Annotated in this window: 20 protein-coding genes and 1 pseudogene; 8 read left to right on the top strand and 13 right to left on the bottom strand. The window is 72.6% G+C overall.

Going from position 1 to position 18,248, the window contains the following annotated elements; all coding sequences use genetic code 11:
- From ACFU99_RS08765 to ACFU99_RS08755, 3 genes are all read left to right on the top strand, one after another.
- Positions 1 to 1,251, top strand: a 1,251-nt coding sequence (locus ACFU99_RS08765; RefSeq protein ID WP_384387848.1) for an ATP-grasp domain-containing protein, incomplete at its 5' end; no start/stop codon positions are given.
- A 285-nt stretch (positions 1,252 to 1,536) separates the two neighbouring features.
- The gene (locus tag ACFU99_RS08760; RefSeq protein WP_384387846.1) at positions 1,537 to 2,232 is read left to right on the top strand and encodes an HAD family hydrolase; all 696 of its coding nucleotides are present in this window, start codon (positions 1,537 to 1,539) and stop codon (positions 2,230 to 2,232) included.
- Between the two features lie 220 nt (positions 2,233 to 2,452).
- Positions 2,453 to 3,091: a TetR/AcrR family transcriptional regulator gene (locus tag ACFU99_RS08755; RefSeq protein WP_384387843.1), complete on the top strand. Its 639-nt coding sequence runs from the start codon at positions 2,453 to 2,455 to the stop codon at positions 3,089 to 3,091.
- Positions 3,092 to 3,155: 64 nt separating this feature from the next.
- On the opposite strand, the gene ACFU99_RS08750 is transcribed toward ACFU99_RS08755, so the two are convergent.
- Positions 3,156 to 3,548, bottom strand: a complete 393-nt coding sequence (locus tag ACFU99_RS08750) for a tetratricopeptide repeat protein (RefSeq protein ID WP_384387841.1) — start codon at positions 3,546 to 3,548, stop codon at positions 3,156 to 3,158.
- Between the two features lie 73 nt (positions 3,549 to 3,621).
- Positions 3,622 to 4,500, bottom strand: a complete 879-nt coding sequence (locus tag ACFU99_RS08745) for a class I SAM-dependent methyltransferase (RefSeq protein ID WP_384387839.1) — start codon at positions 4,498 to 4,500, stop codon at positions 3,622 to 3,624.
- Positions 4,501 to 4,550: 50 nt separating this feature from the next.
- On the opposite strand from ACFU99_RS08745, the gene ACFU99_RS08740 reads away from it, so the two are divergent.
- A complete protein-coding gene (locus ACFU99_RS08740) occupies positions 4,551 to 5,144 on the top strand; it encodes a TetR/AcrR family transcriptional regulator (RefSeq protein WP_384387836.1) in 594 nt (197 codons plus the stop codon).
- 14 nt (positions 5,145 to 5,158) lie between these two features.
- On the opposite strand, the gene ACFU99_RS08735 is transcribed toward ACFU99_RS08740, so the two are convergent.
- The 6 genes from ACFU99_RS08735 to ACFU99_RS08710 all read right to left on the bottom strand — a co-directional run bounded on the left by ACFU99_RS08735 (position 5,159) and on the right by ACFU99_RS08710 (position 10,155).
- Positions 5,159 to 5,863, bottom strand: a complete 705-nt coding sequence (locus ACFU99_RS08735) for a phosphatase PAP2 family protein (RefSeq protein ID WP_384387834.1) — start codon at positions 5,861 to 5,863, stop codon at positions 5,159 to 5,161.
- A gap of 73 nt (positions 5,864 to 5,936) precedes the next feature.
- Positions 5,937 to 6,875 carry a M56 family metallopeptidase gene (locus ACFU99_RS08730; RefSeq protein ID WP_384387832.1) on the bottom strand — a complete coding sequence of 313 codons (939 nt, stop codon included), beginning with the start codon at positions 6,873 to 6,875 and terminating at the stop codon, positions 5,937 to 5,939.
- A gap of 136 nt (positions 6,876 to 7,011) precedes the next feature.
- Positions 7,012 to 7,578 (bottom strand): DUF5134 domain-containing protein, encoded by a 567-nt coding sequence (locus ACFU99_RS08725; protein WP_384387830.1) that lies wholly within the window; start codon positions 7,576 to 7,578, stop codon positions 7,012 to 7,014.
- Positions 7,579 to 7,786: 208 nt separating this feature from the next.
- Positions 7,787 to 8,971 carry a GDSL-type esterase/lipase family protein gene (locus ACFU99_RS08720; protein ID WP_384387827.1) on the bottom strand — a complete coding sequence of 395 codons (1,185 nt, stop codon included), beginning with the start codon at positions 8,969 to 8,971 and terminating at the stop codon, positions 7,787 to 7,789.
- Positions 8,972 to 9,032: 61 nt separating this feature from the next.
- A complete protein-coding gene (locus ACFU99_RS08715) occupies positions 9,033 to 9,602 on the bottom strand; it encodes a TetR/AcrR family transcriptional regulator (protein WP_384387824.1) in 570 nt (189 codons plus the stop codon).
- Positions 9,603 to 9,768: 166 nt separating this feature from the next.
- Positions 9,769 to 10,155, bottom strand: coding sequence for a VOC family protein (locus ACFU99_RS08710; protein ID WP_384387822.1), 387 nt, complete (start codon positions 10,153 to 10,155; stop codon positions 9,769 to 9,771).
- Positions 10,156 to 10,277: 122 nt separating this feature from the next.
- On the opposite strand from ACFU99_RS08710, the gene ACFU99_RS08705 reads away from it, so the two are divergent.
- A complete protein-coding gene (locus ACFU99_RS08705) occupies positions 10,278 to 10,844 on the top strand; it encodes a GNAT family N-acetyltransferase (RefSeq protein ID WP_384387819.1) in 567 nt (188 codons plus the stop codon).
- 32 nt (positions 10,845 to 10,876) lie between these two features.
- Here the strand turns inward: ACFU99_RS08705 and ACFU99_RS08700 are convergent, their stop codons facing one another.
- The 4 genes from ACFU99_RS08700 to ACFU99_RS08685 all read right to left on the bottom strand — a co-directional run bounded on the left by ACFU99_RS08700 (position 10,877) and on the right by ACFU99_RS08685 (position 14,280).
- Positions 10,877 to 11,671 (bottom strand): amino acid ABC transporter ATP-binding protein, encoded by a 795-nt coding sequence (locus tag ACFU99_RS08700; RefSeq protein ID WP_384387816.1) that lies wholly within the window; start codon positions 11,669 to 11,671, stop codon positions 10,877 to 10,879.
- On the bottom strand, positions 11,668 to 12,549 hold the full coding sequence (locus ACFU99_RS08695; protein ID WP_384387813.1) for an amino acid ABC transporter permease: 882 nt from the start codon (positions 12,547 to 12,549) through the stop codon (positions 11,668 to 11,670). The genes ACFU99_RS08700 and ACFU99_RS08695 overlap by 4 nt, the downstream gene beginning before the upstream one ends.
- A complete protein-coding gene (locus ACFU99_RS08690; RefSeq protein WP_384387810.1) occupies positions 12,546 to 13,424 on the bottom strand; it encodes an ABC transporter substrate-binding protein in 879 nt (292 codons plus the stop codon). Before ACFU99_RS08690 ends, ACFU99_RS08695 begins: the two co-directional genes overlap by 4 nt.
- Before the next feature lie 172 nt (positions 13,425 to 13,596).
- A complete protein-coding gene (locus tag ACFU99_RS08685; RefSeq protein WP_384387807.1) occupies positions 13,597 to 14,280 on the bottom strand; it encodes a glycerophosphodiester phosphodiesterase in 684 nt (227 codons plus the stop codon).
- Between the two features lie 469 nt (positions 14,281 to 14,749).
- On the opposite strand from ACFU99_RS08685, the gene ACFU99_RS08680 reads away from it, so the two are divergent.
- The 3 genes from ACFU99_RS08680 to ACFU99_RS08670 are packed head-to-tail and all read left to right on the top strand — an operon-like array spanning position 14,750 to position 18,023.
- The gene (locus ACFU99_RS08680; protein WP_384387804.1) at positions 14,750 to 16,147 is read left to right on the top strand and encodes a DUF6421 family protein; all 1,398 of its coding nucleotides are present in this window, start codon (positions 14,750 to 14,752) and stop codon (positions 16,145 to 16,147) included.
- Positions 16,148 to 16,182: 35 nt separating this feature from the next.
- A complete protein-coding gene (locus ACFU99_RS08675; RefSeq protein ID WP_384387801.1) occupies positions 16,183 to 16,944 on the top strand; it encodes an SDR family NAD(P)-dependent oxidoreductase in 762 nt (253 codons plus the stop codon).
- Positions 16,923 to 18,023 (top strand): threonine aldolase family protein, encoded by a 1,101-nt coding sequence (locus tag ACFU99_RS08670; RefSeq protein ID WP_384387799.1) that lies wholly within the window; start codon positions 16,923 to 16,925, stop codon positions 18,021 to 18,023. Before ACFU99_RS08675 ends, ACFU99_RS08670 begins: the two co-directional genes overlap by 22 nt.
- A 126-nt stretch (positions 18,024 to 18,149) precedes the next feature.
- Here the strand turns inward: ACFU99_RS08670 and ACFU99_RS08665 are convergent.
- Positions 18,150 to 18,248, bottom strand: a pseudogene (locus tag ACFU99_RS08665) (1-acyl-sn-glycerol-3-phosphate acyltransferase); the annotation flags it as partial.

Here is an 18,248-nt window from a genome sequence, read left to right as displayed (position 1 = left end):
GGTCCCACGCCCGAGTGGTACCTGCCCCGGCTCTGCCCCGCATACGACGTGCACGTCCTATGGCGCCCCGGCCCCAACCCCGCCGCCGACGAACGACGTACACGTACTTTCGACTCCTGGTGCGCGAACGTCCGCGTGCCCGCCGACGCGGACCTCACCGCCTACACGGTGGAGTACGCGAAGCGGCACTCGGCGGACGGCATCGCGGCGTTCAGCGAGATCCCGGTGGTCGAGGCGCACACCGCCGCCGCGGAACTCGGCCTGCCGGGCAACCCGCACGCGTCGCTGCCCGCCCTGCGCAACAAGACGCGGCAGCGGGCCGCGCTCCGGGCGGCAGGCGTGCCCGTACCCCGGTTCGCCGAGGTGCGCACGGCGCGGGAGTTCCACGAGGCCCGGCACGCGGTCGGGCTGCCCGCGGTGCTGAAGCCCGTCGTCGGGGCCGGCAGCATGGCCACCCACGCGGTGGACGCGGACGACGACCTGGACGAGATCTGGGCGCAGGCGTGCCACGCGTTCGTCAACGACCCGCGCGGCGGCGCGCGGCCCCTGTTCATCCTGGAGCAGCGGCTGATCGGCTCGAAGTGGTACGCGGACGCGCGGTACGGCGACCACGTCAGCGTCGAGTCCATCGTGCGGCGCGGGCGCACCACGCATCTCGCGGTGACCGACAAGTTCCCGCTGTCGCCGCCCTTCCGCGAGAACGGCGGCATGCTCCCCTCGGTGCTGCCGTCCGACCGCCTCCGCGAGATCGAGGCGTGCGCGACGGCCGCCGTCGAGGCCCTCGGCTTGACCGACTCCGCGGTCCACACCGAGTTCAAGCTCACCGCCGAGGGCCCGATGGTGATCGAGGTGAACTGCCGCATCGGCGGCGGCGCGGTCGAAATGCTGCACCACAGCGCCGGTTACGACTATGTGGCGGCCACCGCGGCCGTGGCGACGGGCGGGGACCTGCCCGCCGCCCCCGCACCGCACCGCTACGCCGGCCGCCTGATACCGCAGCCCCCCGACCACCCCGTCGTCCTCTCCCGCGTGCCGTCCGCCTCCGAGGTGCTCGCGATCCCCGGCGTCCGCGAGGCCGTCCTCCCGCACGGTGTCGGCGCCCGCCTCTCCCCGGAGCGCGGCAGCACCAACTACCTCACCGCCGCCATCGCCGTGACCGACCGCCCGGAACAGCTCCTCGACTGCTTCGACCAGCTGACGGCCACGGGGCTGTTCGCCTTCCAGCACCCCGACGAGCCGGTGGCCGGCTGAGTCGGACGGCAGAGACTCCGCACTGCGCCCGGGGGCCCGTCGGAGCCGGGGCGGCGACGGCGGCCCTGGCGGGCGGGAAGAGCCGCCCTGCGGCGATCGCGGGCGGGCGCGCCCTGCTCGCCGGTTCCGCCCGCACCCGCCTCGGCGTCTTGGCCGCGGGCATCGCATCGGCGGACGACCCCGTCCATACGGTCTATACGGTCGTGCCTCAGCGCGAGGCCAAGGCGCGAAGGGGGTCGGCGGGGGCGTGACGGGTGCGCGGCGGTCCGGGGGAGACTTGGCGGCATGACTGTCAAAGGCGTCCTGTTCGATTTCTCCGGAACTCTTTTCCACGCCGAGCCCACCCAGTCCTGGCTCCGCGCCGCCCTGCGCGACACCGGAACCCACGTCGACGAGGAGGAGTCGGCACGGCTCGTACAACTGCTGGACGAAGCGGGCGCGATGCCGGGCGGCGCCGCCCCGCGCGCCGTACCCGCGCACCTGGCCGACGCCTGGGCCAGACGCGACGAAAGCGCGGAACTGCACCGCGCCGCGTACACGGGACTGGCCCGCGAAGTCCAGCTGCCCCGGCCCGAGTTGTACGAGGCGCTGTACGCGCGCCACATGGAACCCGCCGCCTGGCATCCGTACCAGGACGCCGCCTACGTACTGGCCGCGTTGCGGCACCGAGGTATTCGCACCGCCGTGGTCAGCAACATCGGCTGGGACCTGCGCCCGGTGTTCCGCGCGCACGGCCTGGACGCCGACGTCGACGCGTACGTCCTGTCATACGAGCACGGCGTGCAGAAACCCCACCCCCGCCTCTTCCGAACGGCCTGCGACGCCCTCCGCCTCGCCCCCAGCACCATCCTCATGGTCGGCGACGACCCGCACGCCGACGCGGGGGCAGGCGCGATCGGCTGCGCGGTACACCTCGTCACCAAGACCCCCGTACCCGAACGCCCCGCCGCGCTCCGCCGCGTGCTCGACCTCGTCGGATGACACGAGCTGTGAGCGCACCGGCCGCGCCGTCAGGGCGTCTTGGCCGTCGCGGGAGCCGTCCGCGGATGTGGGCGCGCAAGAAAAAACCGCCGATTTCGGGCGATCCCCCGCGTCGCCCGAAATCGACGGAGATACCGGACTGCGCCTGCTCAGGAGGGCGGGCGGGCCGGATACCCTCTGAGTATATTGGCTCGGAGCCAGTCAACGCAGGAGTTACAGCATGTCCCCGCGCAGCGCGTCGGTCAATGAGGAGTTACGCCGCCGTTCCCGTGAACGTCTGTTGCAGGCGACGGTGGAGCTCGTCGGCGAACGCGGGTACGAGGCGACGACGCTCGCGCACATCGCCGACCGGGCGGGCGCGGCGCGGGGTCTGGTGTCGTACTACTTTCCCGGGAAGCGGCAGCTCTTGCAGTCCGCCGTGCACCGGCTGATGCACCTGGAGCTGGCGGCCGGCCTGGAGCGGGAGCCGCGGACCGAGGACGGGCGGGAGCTCCTCGCGCGGGCCATCGACGCCATCCTCGGCCTCGCGCGGGACCGGCCGCTGCTGATGCGTACGCACATGGCGGGCATCCTCCAGGCGGAAGGTTTCATCCAGTGCCCGGAGCAGCAGCGGCTCGCCGCGCTGCTGCACGACACGGTGGTGAGCTACGGCTCGCCCGACCCGGAGACCGACTACCGGCTCCTGCGCGCGCTGCTGATGGGCGCGGTGGTGGCGGTGCTGCTGCCGGGGGCGCCGATGCCCACGTCCCGACTGCGGGCGGAACTCTTCCAGCGGTACGAGCTCGACTGGACGCTCGGCGTCCCGCCGGCCGACGTGCCCCCGGGCGCCGGGGTGCCGCCGGCGTACGGGCAGGGGTAGGCGGGGGAGCCGGGGCCAGGTGTGCTGTCCGGTTCCCCCGCCTGTCGGCCTGGGGCAGTCGGTTTCAGTTCTCGGCGACTGTGTGCAGGACCCGGCGCGGCGTCGGGGCCTCCTCGCCGTTCATGGCGGCGGCCAGCCGCAGATGCGGTTCGGCCTCGGCGGCCCGCCCGGCCCGCTCCAGGGTGCGGCCGAGCATCAGGTGCGCGTACGCCTCGACGGGGTCGCGCTCCAGGACGCGCCGCAGTTCGGCCTCCGCGCGGCCCAGCTGGGCCGAGTGGAAGTACGCGCGGGCCAGCAGCAGCCGCGCCGCGAGGTGGTCCGGCTCCCGCTCGACGACCGGCGTCAGGATGCGGGCGGCCTCGGCGTAGTCCCTGGCCTCGAAGTAGAGGTGGGCGCGCTCGTACTCCTCGGCGGGCGAGAAGGGGGTGGCCGGGGTGAAGGTCGGGAACTGCGTCATAGGTCGCTCCTTTCACCCGTCCCAACATGCGTGAAGCTTGAACTATTTCCCGCCAAAGCTTTGGGAGGGGGGCTTACGCGGCGTCCGTTCGTGCCGCCGTGGCCACGACCGTGGTGTAGCGCATCGTGAAGCTCCCTCCCGCCGCGTCGACGGCCGCGCCGACGCCCGACAGGACCCCCGCCAGCCGCGCGGCCGGGAGCGTGGTGTGGGCGCCGGTCGTGGGCAGCAGGTCCAGCCACTCGTCCCGCGTGTAGCTCCATTCCCAGTCGAATCGCCACTCCTCCGGATCGCCGTACGCGCCGGCTTCCCGCATCCCGTCGGCCGCCTTGGCGCGCATCTCCGCGTACGCGTCCGTCGGCGCGACCGTCCACTGGCGAGCTGCCAGTGAGCCGGGCAGTACGTGCTCGTAGACGTCGGCGAAGGCTTCCCCGAGTCCGGGCGGGACCTGGCCCGCGTTCCAGAACACGGCGAGCCGCCCGCCCGGCCGCAGCGCCCGCGCCGCCTTGGCCGCGCCGGCGACCGGGTCCACCCAGTGCCACGCCTGCGCGGCGACGACCGCGTCGAACGTCCGGCCCGCCGGGTCCCAGGTTTCGAACGCCGAAACCTCGACCGGGAGCCCGTGCCGTCGGGCGAGTCCGGCCATCCGCGCGTCGGCGTCGACGCCCAGGACCGTGCAGCCGGCCGCCGCGAACTGTCGGGCCGCTATGCCCGTACCGCAGCCGACGTCGAGAACGGCGAAGTCGGAGTCCGGGGCCGTGCGGCGGGCCCTGGCGATCCTGTCGATCAGGGCTTGGGGGTAGCGGGGGCGGGCCCGGTCGTAGCGTTCGGCGTCCGTACCGAACGACTCCGCTATGTCGCGGTGCTGATGAGGTGCAAGGGCTTGATGATGCTCAAGCGCCTGATGATGCTCAAGGGCAGGCTGGGGCTGCTGCCCCGGAGGTATGGTGGGCATGTGCCCACTATGGGTGGGCGCATGCCCACTCGTCAATGAGGAGTCGTACCGTGCCGACAGGCGTAGCCATCCACGACGTGCGCGAGCAGTTGTTCGCCGCCGCCGAGCGCGTTCTGCTCCGGGACGGGCCGAGCGCGCTCACCAGCCGGGCGGTCACGGCCGAGGCGGGCTGCGCCAAGGGCGTGCTGCACCGGCACTTCGCCGACTTCGACGCGTTTCTCGCCGAGCTCGTCCTGGACCGCATCGCCCGGATCGACGCCCGGACCGCCGAACTGCTCGGGCGCGCGGGCACCGGCTCCGTCGCGGACAACCTCACCACGGCGCTCACGGACGTATTCGAGTCGGTCGCCGTGGCGATCGTCGGCCTGGTCACCTCCCGGGACGGCCTCCGCGCCCGCCTCCGTCAGACCACCCCGACCGGCATCCCGGTACTGATGGAGGCCACGGCCATGATCGCCTCCTATCTCGCCGCCGAGCGCGACCTGCACCGCATCACGGCCACCGCCGGCATCGACACCCTCGCCCCCACCCTGATCGGCACCGGCCACATGTTCTTCGCCGACCGCAAGGGCACGCCGCCGGAGCCTGCCGCCGTCCGTAGGGCCGTCGCGTCGGTGATCGCGGGAGTCGTACGGGAGCCGTAGGGGTGAGCGGTTCCCTAGCCGCCCCGCGCCCGCCGCCCCGCGAGCCCGTACGCCCCCACCACCCCCATCAGCAGCGCCGCCGCCAGCAGCGTGCCGCCGGCTACGTCCGACAGCCAGTGCACGCCCAGGTAGACCCTGGTGAAGCCGACCCCGGCGACGGACACCGCCGCTACGGCCACGGCTGTGCGGACCCATGCCCTCCGCGCGCCGTGCAGCACCAGCAGCCACACCGCCAACCCGCACACCACTGTCGCCGTGAGCGCGTGTCCGGAGGGGAACGCGGAGTATGTCGCCGAGTCCACCGGATCCGGCCAGTGCGGGCGGTCCCGGCCGACCGCGGCCTTCAGGCCCTGCTGGAGGGCTGTGCCCAGGGCCGCCGTGCCCGCCGCCCACAGCGCGAGCGGGAGTTCACGCCGCCATACGAGCCAGGCGACTACCGCGACCAGTACAGCCCTCATCGCGGTCGGCGACCATACCCAGTCGGTCAGCACGCGCGCGGCCCGCGTGAGGCCGGGGTGGGTGACGGCCACGCGATGCAGGCCGTCGGCGACCCAGCGGTCCAGCGACTCCAGCGGGCCCCACTCCACCGCCACCAGCGTCAGGAGCACGGCGCACGCGGCGGCCAGCAGCGCGCTCGCGCGCAGGCAGCGCACCGGAGCGTACGGCGACGCGGGACGCGAAGCCGGTGGCGGCGGAGGTGGACAAAGCGGAAGCGGCATGCGCAGATCGTCGCCGATCGCGGGCCCGTCCGCTATCGCGGCAGGTACCGAAGGACCCGTCACCGGCCCCCGCCTACCGCAGCGCGCTCAGCCCCGGCATGAACGCGACCAGCAGCGGTACGACCGGAACCAGCGCCGCCGCGGCCGTCAGCCGCAGCCGTCGGCCCGCCGTCAGCCGGGGCGCGGCCGACAGCAGGCGGTGAACGCGCTGCGGAACCTGGGCCACTTGGCTCGGGCAGGGCCCGAACACGCCCCGCTCCTCGTTGAGTTGGACCAGCGCTAGCGCGATCGTCAGCCGCCCGAAGCGCCGCGAGGCGACATCGTCGGCCGCCAACTCGACCAGCCGGTGCACCTGGTCGCGGAACCCGGCGAACACCGGAACCTGCGGGAATCCGGCGGCCAGCGCCGACGAGCAGTGCAGCAGCCAGTCGTGGCGGGCGCGCGCGTGCCCCTGCTCGTGCGCGAGGACCGCGTCCAGCTGCGAGCCCTTGAGCCGACGCAGCGCCGCCGTCGTGATCACCAACTGGGCCGAGGCGCCGCCCGGCAGCCACCACGCGTCCGGCCGGTCGCCCTCCAGGACGACCAGACGGTCTTCGCCGGCCTCTTCGCCGGGCAGCAGAGGGGAGCGTACGAGCAGTTCGGCGCGGCGCTGCTTGCGACGGGCGCGCGCGCCGCGGATCTCACGCGTCAGCATCGCGGCGGTCCACACCGCGCCGCAGGCGAGGGCGACGGCCACCGGCGCGGCCCACGGGCCGTACGCCGTGAGCGCGTAAGCCTCCATCACCCCGCGCGGCGCGGGCGCGAAGACATTGCCGCGCACGGCGTCCGACGCAGCCGCGGCGCTCAGCGCCATCGCGAGGGCGCAGCAGAGCAGCACGGCCACCACCACGCACTGCCAGACCCACAGGGCCAGCACGGGTTCGCGGTCGGGCCAGTCGGAACGGGTCAGCACGCGCGGCGCCATTGCCGCGACCAGTCCGCCGAGGACCAGCAGGGCGAGCGGGACCATCATGACCGTCAGCCTATGAGTGCGGGCGCACGCCGGGGTACGGTCCCGAGCCGGAAGTGACGCATGCCACTCGGGTGCACTCGGTCACCATGACGCGGCCCCCGGTGGCCGCGGGGGACGGGACCGAGGAAGCCGGCGCTCAGAGCGTCAGCAGCATCGCGAGCATGCCGATGCCCATCGACAGCCTGCACGCGTTGGTCAGTTCGGCCCGGCCCGGTATCGGCAGCTCGCCGGCCGCGATGGCCACCGCCGGCACCAGATGTGCCATGGCCCGTACGACGTACACCGCGAAATAGACCATCAGCAGCCCCGTCAGCAGCGGCGTGCCCGCCGGTGCGTGCGCGGCGCCGCCATGCCCCGTGTGCCCGCCGCCGCTGCCGCCCGTCATCGACAGCGCCATATAGACCATCGCGAACGCGCCCACGGCGTGGTGCAGATGGTGTGCCTGCGCCGTCGTGCCGCGCGACAGCAGCAGCGCCCGCAGCCCGGCGGCCCCGAAGACCACGCCGAACAGCGGAGGCCCCCACGGCCGCTGGTCGAGCACCGCCGACGGCACCGCCATCACCGCCATGCCCAGCCCCATCAGAGCGTCCCCGCCCGTGGCCCGGCGACGCTCCGCCGCGCCCCGTATCCGCAGCAGGCAGTACATGCCCGTCATCGCGCAGAGCGTCACCAACAGCCAGCCGACCAGCGGTGGTCCATGCACGGCGCACCTCCCTGGGGACACTCATCACGGATGTCCGGAAGATGCCCGCCATCACGCGCACGCAAGCAGCGCATGGGCGCAATAGGGGAGCGCGCCACTGGTGATCACTGTGCGCGGGGGCGCCGCCGCGGTGTTCCCGACGGCACTGTCCTTCGGCTCCTCCGACGCGTCCGGATCCCGTCGACCAGGGCCGGGGCAGTCCGGCCGTTCAGGACCGCTCGGCGGCGAACGGCCCGTCGGAGGCGAAGACCTGGGCCGCGAAGCGCTCGCCGATGCGGCGGTGCGCGGCCGCGTCCGGGTGGAGCGCGTCGGGCAGCGGCAGCTCGGCGAAGTCCTCCTCGCCGTAGAGGTCCCGGCCGTCGAGGTAGTGCAGATTCGCGTCGGTGGCCGCCCGCTGCTTCACGATGCGGCTCAGCTCGTCGCGGATGACGCCCAGGGTCAGCTTCCCGGCGGCGCGCTCGGCCGGGTCGCCGACCGCCCGGAACCGGATCTTCCCCTCGCTGATGTCGCTGAAGTCCGGGGCGCAGGGACCGGGGGTGTCCTCGTGGATGGGGCACAGGATCGACGAGATGACCAGCAGCGGCGCGGTGGGGTGGCCCTCGCGGATGGTGTCGAGGAAGCCGTGCACCGCCGGGGCGAAGGCGCGCAGCCGCATCAGATCGGCGTTGACGATGTTGATGCCGAACTTGACGCTGATCAGGTCGGCCGGGGTGTCCCGCATCGCGCGCGCGGTGAACGGGTCGAGCAGGGCGCCGCCGCCGAAACCCATGTTGATCAGCTCCACGCCGCCGAGAGAGGCGGCCAGCGCGGGCCAGGTGGTGGTGGGGCTCGCGGCGTCGGAGCCGTGGCTGATCGAGCTGCCGTGGTGCAGCCACACCCGCCGGCCGTGGTCCGGCGCGCCCTCGACGGGCGCGTCGGTGCGCAGCGCGAGGAGCTCGGTGGCCTCGTTGTGCGGCAGCCAGATCTCGATGTCCTTGACGGCGTCGGACAGACCGTCGAAGCGGAGGGAGCCGGACGGGCCGGACTCGCGCTCCATGGTCCCGGCCGCCATGTCGACGGTCAGGGTGTCGCCGCCCGGCACACTTGCCTGACCGGCGGGAACGCCGTCGACGAGGAGGTCGTACAGGCCGTCCGGGCGGGGCGGCGCGCCCACGTATATCCGCTGGGTGCGCCGGGCCTCCAGCTCGATCGCGGTGGCCCGGGTGCGGAAGACCAGCCGTACGCCCGAGGGCTGGGCCTCGGCCATGGCCAGCTGGCCGTCCGTGTTCTGGGCGCGGGCCCGTGCGGGCAGCCGGTGCGGCAGCACGCCGTGCTCGGTGCGCTCCAGGTCGAGGGCGCCGCGCAGGAGTTCCGCGGTGATGGGGGTGGTGATCCACTTGTGCTCGGTGCTCATGGTTCCAACCTGTCGGTCACGATGTGCGGACGGTCCGGCCCGGCGGGGTGCGGGCCGCGGCTCACGCGGCGGGCCAGTTCCGCAGCAGGGCGTCGAGGGCGTCGAGGACGCGCGACCAGGACTCCTGCGAGTCGGGGGCGCTGTGGCTGAACCCGCCCGTCGCCTCCAGGCTCACGTAGCCGTGGAAGACGCTGCCCAGCAGCCGGACCGCGTGCGTCTGGTCCGGTTCCGCCAGGTCATAGCCGCGCAGGATGGCCCGTGTCATCTGCGCGTGTCTGACCCCGGCACTGGCCATCGCGGTCTCGTGGTCGAGCTTCAGCTGGGCCGCCGTGTATCGGCCGGGGTGCTCCCGGGCGTAGTCGCGGTAGACGTTCGCGAAGGCGGTGAGGGCGTCCTTCCCGGCCCGTCCGGCCAGGGCGGCGGCGCACCGGTCGGCCAGCTCCTCCAGGGCGAGCAGGGCGATCTTGGTCCTGAGGTCCTGGGAGTTCTTCAGGTGCGAGTACAGGCTCGCGACCTTGACGTCGAACTGCCGGGCGAGCGCCGAGACGGTCACCTGGTCGAAGCCGACCTCGTCGGCCAGTTCCGCGCCCGCCTGGGTCAGGCGCTCCGCGGTCAGTCCTATGCGTGCCATGCCGGTCCTCTCATTCGCCAGAAGCTATTATGCATTTGCCTAATAGCTTTAGGCAAATCGGCTTGCCTTCTAGCGAAATCGCTGACGCGTCCTCGCTCCAGCCGTTCACCCGGATGGCCTAACGAAGGGTCCGACCAGGAGGAAACGGGCACCGGGGCGGCACGGCTCAGGCGCGGAACCGCAGCGGATGGTCCGACGGCACCTCCACGAGCACGATCCGCACGCCGTCGGGATCGGAGACCCACATCTCCACGAGACCCCACGGCTCCTGCACGGGCGGCCGCAGGATCTCGACCCCGGCCCGTACGAGCTCCTCGTGCGCGGCCGCGGCGTCCGCCACCTGGAGCCACAGCCGCATACCGGGCGCGGGCGGCTCGGGGGAGCGGCCGGAGAGTTCGAGGAAGCCGCCGCCGAGGAAGTAGACCGTGCCGCGCTCGGGGCCCGTACCGAACTCCCGGGAGACCGCCAGGCCCAGCGCCGTGCCGTAGAAAGCGCGCGAGCGGTCCGGATCGGTGGGGCGCAGGAGAGTCCTGCTGCTGAGTACGTGAACCATGCCCGCGACCCTACGCACCGCCTCCGGGTTAGGCTCGTACGCCGCGAAAGATCGTACGGAGCGTACGGGGAGCGAAGACCGTACGGAGAGCGCGTACGGGCAGACGGAGAGGACGCCACCGCATGGACGCCGCACAGAGCCGCACCGCCGAGGCCGCCCCGGCCACCGCGTCGGCCTTCCGCACCGCCGCGAAGGCCGACGTGCCGGCCGTCGTCGAGCTGATCGAGTCGGCGTACCGCGGGGACGCCAGCCGCGTCGGCTGGACCACGGAGGCGGACCTGCTGGACGGGCAGCGCACCGACCCCGAGGGCGTCGCCGCCGTCCTGGACGCGGAGCACGGCCGGCTCCTGCTGGCCGAGCGGGACGGCGTGCTCGTCGCCTGCTGTCAGCTCGAACACCGCGGCGACCACGCCTACTTCGGCATGTTCGCGGTCCGTCCCGAGCGGCAGGGCGGCGGGCTCGGCAAGGCCGTCATGGCCGAGGCCGAGCGGTTCGCGCGCGAGGAGTGGGGCGCGGACGAGATGCACATGACCGTGATCCGGCAGCGCGACGACCTGATCGCCTGGTACGAGCGCCGCGGATACGCGCGTACCGGCAGGATGACGCCCTTCCCGTACGGCGACGAGCGGTTCGGCGTCCCGCGCCGCGCCGACCTCGAATTCGAGCTGCTGATCAAGCCGCTGACCTGAACCGGCCGCCGCACCCGGTCCGGTCAGGGGCCCTACAGGCGGCCCGCCTCCACGATCCGCCGCAGAAACCGCCGAGTGCGCTCCTCGCGCGGCGCGCCGAAGACGTCCTGCGGCGTCCCGCGCTCCAGCACCACCCCGCCGTCCAGGAAGCACACCTGGTCGGCGACCTCCCGCGCGAACCCCATCTCATGGGTGGCCAGCATCATCGTCATGCCGTCCTCCTTGAGATCGCGCACCACGCCGAGCACCTCGCCCACCAGCTCCGGGTCGAGCGCGGCGGTGATCTCGTCGAGCAGCAGCAGCCGGGGGCGGCCCGCCAACGCCCGTACGATCGCCACGCGTTGCTGCTGGCCGCCGCTGAGCCGGTCCGGGTACTCGGCCGCCTTGTCGGCGAGGCCGAGCCGCTCCAGCAGTTCGCGCGCCCGCTCCCGCGCCTCCTCGCGGGGCACGCCGTGCACCCGGCGCGGGGCGAGCGTGATGTTCTCCAGCACCGTCATGTGCGGGAAGAGGTTGTACGCCTGGAAGACCACGCCGATCCGGCGGCGCACGGCGTCCGGGTCGACGCGCGGGTCGGTGATCTCCTCGCCGTCCAGGAAGATCGCGCCGTCGTCGATCTCCTCCAGCAGATTCGCGCAGCGCAGCAGCGTGGACTTGCCCGAGCCGGACGCGCCGATCAGCGCGGTCACGGTGTGCGAGGGCACCTTCAGATCCACATCGCGCAGTACGAGGGACCGGCCGAAGCTCTTGCGGACCGCCTCCAGCCGCAGCACCGGCTCGGGCGCACGGCCCGCCTTCCCGGCCGTCGGCACCGCTCCCGGCTCGCTCATACGATCCCTCCCTGCGCCCGGCGGCGGTCCGTGCGCGCCGTGATCCAGTCCGTGAACCGCGTCATGGGGATCGTCAGCGCAACGAAGATCACCCCGGCGACCACATACGGCGTGTAGTTGAAGCTCTTGCCCGTGATGATCTGCGCCGCGTACACCGCGTCCACCGCGCCCGCGATGGAGACCAGCCCCGTGTCTTTCTGGAGCGACACCAGGTCGTTCAGGAGCGGCGGCACGACCCTCCGTACGGCCTGCGGCAGCACCACGTAGCGCAGCGTCCGCCCGGCCGAGAGGCCCAGCGAGCGGGCGGCCGCGCGCTGGCTCGGATGCACGGACTCGATGCCGGCCCGGAAGACCTCGGCGACGTACGCGGAGTACGTCAGGGTGAGCGCCGCGCCGCCCAGCAGCACCGGATCGGTGGTCACCCCCTGGAGCCGCAGCGCCGGGACGCCGAAGACCACCAGCAGCAGGCAGATGATCAGCGGCAGCCCGCGGAAGAAGTCGGTGTAGGCGGTGGCGAGGGCGCGCAGCGGGAAGAACACCGGGCCGCGCAGGGTGCGGGCGACGGCGAGCAGCAGGCCCAGGGCGAGGACGCACGCGCCGCAGACGACCAGCAGGCGGACGTTGAGCCAGAGCCCGTCGAGCACCTTGGGCAGCGCTTCGCGCGCGTAGTGGGCGGAGAAGAACGTGTCGCGGGTTCGCGGCCAGCCGGGGGAGCGCGTGATCACGAAGTAGAGCACCACGGCCGTCACCAGCGAACTGACGGCCGCGATCGCCGTCGCCCGCCGGGTCCGGGAGCGGTGGAACCGCTCGCGCGCGAGCCGCCGGGCGGACGGTACGTACTCCGCGGCCCCGTCCGGCACGGCCTCTTGCGCACTCACTTGAGCACCGGCGCGTCGACCGCCTCGGACAGCCACTTCTTCTCGATCCTCGCGAGCGTGCCGTCGCCGCGCAGCGCGTCCACCGCCCCGCTGACGCACGGGGTCAGCCGGGAGCCCTTGTCCAGGACGAGCCCGAACCGCTCGGCCTTGCCGCCGGTGTCCGCGAACTGCCCGACGACCTTCGCGTCCGTCACCTCGCTGGAGGTGATGTAGAAAGCGGTCGGCAGGTCCACGATGATCGCGTCGACCTGGCCGTTCTTCAGCGCCGACTTGGCGAAGTCGCTCTTCTGGTAGACGGCCGGCCGCCGCTCGGGCCGGACGACGTCGGTGAGCACGTCCAGGCTGGTGGTGCCGACCTGCGCGCCGAGTTTGGCCTTGCGGAGGCCGGCCACGGTCGTCGCCTTCGCGGCGGGGGAGTTCTTGAGGGCGATGACGGCCTGGCGGACGTCGTAGTAGCCGGACGAGAAATCGACGGCGTTCTTCCGCTCGTCGCTGATGGAGATCTGGTTGAGGTCGAAGTCGAATTTCTTCGCGCCCGGCGCGAAGGCGTTGTTGAAGGGCACCGTCTGCCAGAGCACGTCGGAACGGCCGTACCCCAGCCGGCCGGCCACCGCGTACGCGACCGCCGACTCGAAGCCCTTGCCGTTCGCCGGGTCGTCGTCCTGGAACCAGGGGGCGTAGGCGGGCTTGTCCGTGCCGACGGTCAGCTTGCCGGGCGTCTGCGTGGTCAACTTCCCTTGCGCACAGGTCTCCTTCGTCGTCGCGGGGGACTTGGAGGCGTCGGTCTCGTCCTGCGGGGCGCAGCCGGTCACCGCCGCGAGCAGCAGGACGGCGGCGGTGGCGGCGAGTCGTACGTGCTGGTTGGCGACGGGCATGGCGGGAGACTCGCAGGCGGACCGGGGTCTGTCCAGATCATTTCGACAACCGTCCGAATACCGGAATTCCGTTGCGAGTTCATGAATTCCGGCCGTGCCCGCGCGGGAGTCCGGCGGCGGCGCGCTATGCCGTAGAAGCGCTATGCAGTAGAAGCGGTATGCCGTGGAGACGTTATGCCGTATAGCGCGCCGCGTTCTTGATCTCCGGGAAATCGGTGGTGCCGCCGTCCAGGCCGAGGCCGCGCGCCAGCTTGAGGTGCTCGGGGGTGTTGACCACCCACCCGATGACCCTGAGCCCGGCGGCGTGCGCGAGCCCCACCAGCTCCAGGGTGAGCCTGCCGATGTCGAGGACGAGCGTCGCCGCGCCCACGGCCTTCGCCCGGTCGATCACGTCGAGGCCGTAGAACTGGGCGACCAGCCCGGTCCGTACGCCCGGCAGCAGCGCCGCGATCTCCGCGAGTGCCGCGTCGTGGAACGAGATCACCTCGACCCGGCCGGTCAGATCGCGCCGCCGCAGCACCTCGGCGAGGGCGCGGGCCGCCGCCGCGTCCTTGATCTCCGCCTGGATCGGCGCCCGCACCGCGTCGAGGACCTCCTCGAAGACGGGGACCCGCTCGCCGCGCCCCGCGTCCAGCCCGCGCAGCTCGTCGAGGGTGAGGTCGGCGATGCGTCCCTGGCCGTCCGTGGTGCGGCCGACGTCCGCGTCGTGCATCACGACGAGCGCGCCGTCCTTGCTCAGGTGCAGGTCCAGCTCGATGACGTCCAGGCCCGCACGGTCCGCGCGGACGAAGGAGCGCAGGGTGTTCTCGGGCTCCACGCCCATCACCCCGCGGTGGCCGATGGTGAGGAAAGACAAAGCTCTCTCGCTTCCGACGTCGGTGGCTGGAGCGGACACGGCCGCAGCCTAACGGGGGCCTCCGACAGCGCGGTCCGCCCCGACGAGCCCGTAGGCGGGGGCCGTTGGGCTCCGGAGGCCAGACGGAGGCGGGGCGCGCATGGGTCGCGTACGGGTCGCCTGCGGGGCGGTGATCTCGGCGGCGGCCCGGTCCCGTCACCCGTGGGTGGGCGAGTCCTCCACGCGCTGACGCCGGGGCTCCGGGAGGGGCGCCCCGGCCTCTCCCCGGCCCTGCACATCCGCCCGGATGCCGCAACCCCTACTCCTGCGCCAGAAGTGACGGAACCCGGCCCGCGAGCCGATTCCGGCAGGAAAAACAGCGGTGAGATAGGGGGGTCAGCAGGATAATTTATCGAGACTGCCCTTGAGTGAGCGAAGGACACATGGATACGGTGTCTTAACGCCAGGTTCTCCAGTGGAGGGATCAGTCATGACACAGACGCTTACGTCCGCGATCGCGGAGTCCGATTCGCCGACCGCTGAGCGCGTGGTCGACCACCCGGCCTGGTCCGCGCTCAAGGACGCCGTGGAGACGATCCGCCCCTGGCAGTCCAAGGACGGCTCCATCGACTTCGAGGCGGAGGGCGCACCGCCGGGCGATCAAGTCGAAGCCCTGGTGGAGCGGGTCGCGGCGGCCGTCGAGCAGCTCGCCCCGCTGCTCCCGCACGACGCCGCCTACCACACGGCCCTCGTCGCGGACCTGCGCCGCTGGGCGGCGGACGGCTTCGGCGTGCCGGACTTCCTCGACTCGCTGCTGGCCTTCCAGCCCGCCGCCCAGCGCGTCGACGGCCGCCAGCACCTCGTCGTCTTCCCGATGTACACCCAGAACGGGAACCCCGACCGCAACCTCGAAGCGGTCGTCCTGCGCCTCGTATGGCCGAACTGGCTCGCCGAACTGGAGCGCACCCGCTACGACAACCCGCTCTACCTCGGCATCACCTTCGAGGACTTCACCTCCGGCTACGACACCAACTCGGCCGTCCTCTTCCCGGAGACGATCGCCGTCCGCGAGGCCCCCGAGCGCTTCTCCTGGGGCGGCATCTTCTGCGACCGGGAGGCCGCCCGCTTCCGCCGGGTCACCGAGTCCGCCGTCGAGACCCTCGGCCTGGAACTGCCCGCGGACATCGCGGAGATGGTCGGCGACCAGGACCGCTGTCAGCAGGCGTTCGTCCTGTGGGACATGGTCCACGACCGCACCCACAGCCACGGTGACCTGCCGTTCGACCCCTTCATGATCAAACAGCGCCAGCCGTTCTGGATGTACGGGCTGGAGGAGCTGCGCTGCGACCTCACCGCCTTCCGGGAGGCCGTCAAGCTGGAGGCCGACGGCTACCGCCAGGGCCGCGACGTGCAGTACGCCGTCCTCTTCGACCGGATGTTCCGCTTCCCCGTCACCGGCGAGCGGGTCCGCAACTACGACGGGCTCGGCGGTCAGCTGCTCTTCGCCTACCTCCACCAGCACGACGTCGTACGCTGGACGGACAACACACTGCACATCGACTGGGACCGCGCACCGCAGGTCACCAACCAGCTGTGCGGCGAGATCGAGCAGCTCTACCGCGACGGCATCGACCGGCCCAAGCTCGTCCACTGGTTCGCCGCGTACGGGCTCGTCTCGACCTACCTCGCCCCGCACCCCGGCTCGGTCTGGGCCAAGGGCCCCGATGCCCTCGACCTGAACCAGCCGCCGCGCAAGCTCGTGGACGACGTGCTTCCGGACGAGTTCCCGCTCAGCATGTTCTATGAGGCCCTCTCGAAGAAGCTGCGCAAGGTGATCGCCTCCACCAAGGGCATCACCGCCGAGAGCGCCGGGCGAGTGGCCGCGTGAGCGAGCACGGAGAACAGCTGGAAGGGGCGAAGACCATGAGCACTCCGACGTACGCCGACGGCCGGCTGGACGGGGCCGTCGTGGCGGTGGCCGGGGCCGCGGGCCCGGCCGGCCGCGCCACGCTGCTGCGCCTCGCCGAGGCGGGGGCGACCGTCGTCGCCGCCGACGCCGACGCCGCGCGCCTCGCCGAGGCCGTGGACGCGGCGCGGTACGCGCACGGCGGGGCCACCGTCACCGGCGACACGGTGGACCTGCTGGACCTCGACGCGACCCGCGCCTGGGCGGACCGCACGGAGAAGGAGTTCGGCCGCGTCGACGGCCTGGTGCACCTGGTGGGCGGCTGGCGCGGCTCCGCCACGTTCGCCGAGACGGACCTCGCGGACTGGGCGAAGCTGGAGAAGCTGCTGGTCCAGACCGTGCAGCACACCTCCCTCGCCTTCGAGCCCGCCCTCAAGCGGGCCGGCAACGGACGGTATCTGCTGATCAGCGCGGCCGGGGCGTCGAAGCCCACCGCGGGGAACGCCGCCTACGCCGCGTCCAAGGCCGCCGCCGAGGCGTGGACCCTCGCGCTCGGCGACGCCTTCCGCAAGGCGGGGGGCGAGAGCGGCCCGTCGGCGGCGGCTGCCATCCTGGTGATCAAGGCGCTCGTGCACGACCAGATGCGCACCGAGCGCCCGAACGCGAAATTCGCGGGCTTCACGGACGTCAAGGACCTGGCCGAGGCCATCGTCGGCGTCTGGGACCGCCCCGCCACCGAAGTGAACGGAACCCGTCTGTGGCTGACCCCCGAACCGTGACCGAGGCCCCGGCGGCCACCGACGCCGTCCGCCGCCACGACCCCGAGCTGCGCGGCTTCGCCAGCGACAACTACGCCGGCGCGCACCCGGAGATCCTGGCGGCGCTCGCCCTCGCCAACGGCGGTCACCAGATCGCCTACGGCGAGGACGTCTACACCGAACACCTCCAGGACGTCTTCCGCGCCCACTTCGGGCCCCGTGCGGAAACGTTTCCTGTGTTCAACGGGACCGGTGCCAACGTCGTCTCCCTGCAAGCCGTCACCGAGCGCTGGGGGGCGGTGATCTGCGCGGACGGCGCGCACATCAACGTCGACGAGTGCGGCGCTCCCGAGCGCGTCGGCGGGCTCAAGCTGCTGACCGTCCCCACCGAGGACGGCAAGCTCACGCCCGAGCTCATCGACCGCGAGGCGTTCGGCTGGGACGACGAGCACCGGGCCATGCCGCAGGTCGTCTCCATAACCCAGACCACGGAGTGCGGCACCTGCTACACGCCCGAGGAGATCCGGGCGATCTGCGACCACGCGCACCAGCACGGCATGACGGTGCACGTCGACGGCTCCCGGCTCGCCAACGCGGCGGCCACCCTCGGCGTCCCCTTCAGCGCGTTCACCACCGACGCCGGGGTCGACATCCTCTCCTTCGGCGGCACCAAGAACGGCCTGCTGTTCGGCGAGTGCGTCGTCGTCCTCAACCCCGGCGCCGTACGGGCCATGAAGCACCTGCGCAAGCTCTCCATGCAGCTCGCCTCCAAGATGCGGTTCGTCTCGGCGCAGTTCGAGGCCCTGCTCTCCGGCGACCTGTGGCTGCGCAGCGCCACGCACGCCAACGCGATGGCGTCCCGCCTGGCGCGCGGGGCCCAGGCCGTGGACGGCGTCGAGGTGGTCCACCAGGTGCAGGCCAACAGCGTCTTCGCCCGGCTGCCGCACGACGTGAGCGAGCGGCTCCGCAAGCGCTACCGCTTCTACGACTGGGACGAGCCCACCGGCCTGGTCCGCTGGATGTGCGCCTTCGACACCACCGAGGCCGACGTGGACGCCTTCACCGCCGCCCTCGCGGAGGAGATGGCCGCTCAGCGCTGACGGCCACGCGTGCGCGCGTACGCGTACCCGCGCACAACAGTGCGCCCGACCCCACGAGGGGCCGGGCGCACTGCGGCGTCCTACGGCGAGGCTCGCGGCTCGCGGCGGATCACCGCGAGCCGTCCGTCACCGCCGGTCGAGAGCCTTGGCCTCTGCCGGAGTCGGGGCGCTGCCGCCGAGGTGGGCGGGGACCCACCAGGTGTCGTCGGAGTCCTTGGGGCGTAC

The organism is Streptomyces sp. NPDC057654, assembly GCF_042800135.1.
In the GTDB taxonomy this organism is placed as follows: Bacteria; Actinomycetota; Actinomycetes; order Streptomycetales; family Streptomycetaceae; genus Streptomyces.
The sequence above is the reverse complement of the archived record's forward strand: the minus strand, read 5'-3'. Positions and strand labels throughout refer to the sequence as shown.

What these genes read in the sequence shown, in the direction of transcription:
- ACFU99_RS08755 (WP_384387843.1), top strand. Translation starts at nt 2,453, where the DNA reads ATGTCCCCGCGCAGCGCGTCGGTCAATGAGGAGTTACGCCGCCGTTCC.
- ACFU99_RS08720 (WP_384387827.1), bottom strand. Translation starts at nt 8,971, where the DNA reads ATGAGCACCGAGCACAAGTGGATCACCACCCCCATCACCGCGGAACTC.
- ACFU99_RS08715 (WP_384387824.1), bottom strand. Translation starts at nt 9,602, where the DNA reads ATGGCACGCATAGGACTGACCGCGGAGCGCCTGACCCAGGCGGGCGCG.
- ACFU99_RS08750 (WP_384387841.1), bottom strand. Translation starts at nt 3,548, where the DNA reads ATGACGCAGTTCCCGACCTTCACCCCGGCCACCCCCTTCTCGCCCGCC.
- ACFU99_RS08760 (WP_384387846.1), top strand. Translation starts at nt 1,537, where the DNA reads ATGACTGTCAAAGGCGTCCTGTTCGATTTCTCCGGAACTCTTTTCCAC.
- ACFU99_RS08735 (WP_384387834.1), bottom strand. Translation starts at nt 5,863, where the DNA reads ATGCCGCTTCCGCTTTGTCCACCTCCGCCGCCACCGGCTTCGCGTCCC.
- ACFU99_RS08730 (WP_384387832.1), bottom strand. Translation starts at nt 6,875, where the DNA reads ATGATGGTCCCGCTCGCCCTGCTGGTCCTCGGCGGACTGGTCGCGGCA.
- ACFU99_RS08675 (WP_384387801.1), top strand. Translation starts at nt 16,183, where the DNA reads ATGAGCACTCCGACGTACGCCGACGGCCGGCTGGACGGGGCCGTCGTG.
- ACFU99_RS08700 (WP_384387816.1), bottom strand. Translation starts at nt 11,671, where the DNA reads ATGAGCGAGCCGGGAGCGGTGCCGACGGCCGGGAAGGCGGGCCGTGCG.
- ACFU99_RS08680 (WP_384387804.1), top strand. Translation starts at nt 14,750, where the DNA reads ATGACACAGACGCTTACGTCCGCGATCGCGGAGTCCGATTCGCCGACC.
- ACFU99_RS08690 (WP_384387810.1), bottom strand. Translation starts at nt 13,424, where the DNA reads ATGCCCGTCGCCAACCAGCACGTACGACTCGCCGCCACCGCCGCCGTC.
- ACFU99_RS08710 (WP_384387822.1), bottom strand. Translation starts at nt 10,155, where the DNA reads ATGGTTCACGTACTCAGCAGCAGGACTCTCCTGCGCCCCACCGATCCG.
- ACFU99_RS08705 (WP_384387819.1), top strand. Translation starts at nt 10,278, where the DNA reads ATGGACGCCGCACAGAGCCGCACCGCCGAGGCCGCCCCGGCCACCGCG.
- ACFU99_RS08745 (WP_384387839.1), bottom strand. Translation starts at nt 4,500, where the DNA reads ATGCCCACCATACCTCCGGGGCAGCAGCCCCAGCCTGCCCTTGAGCAT.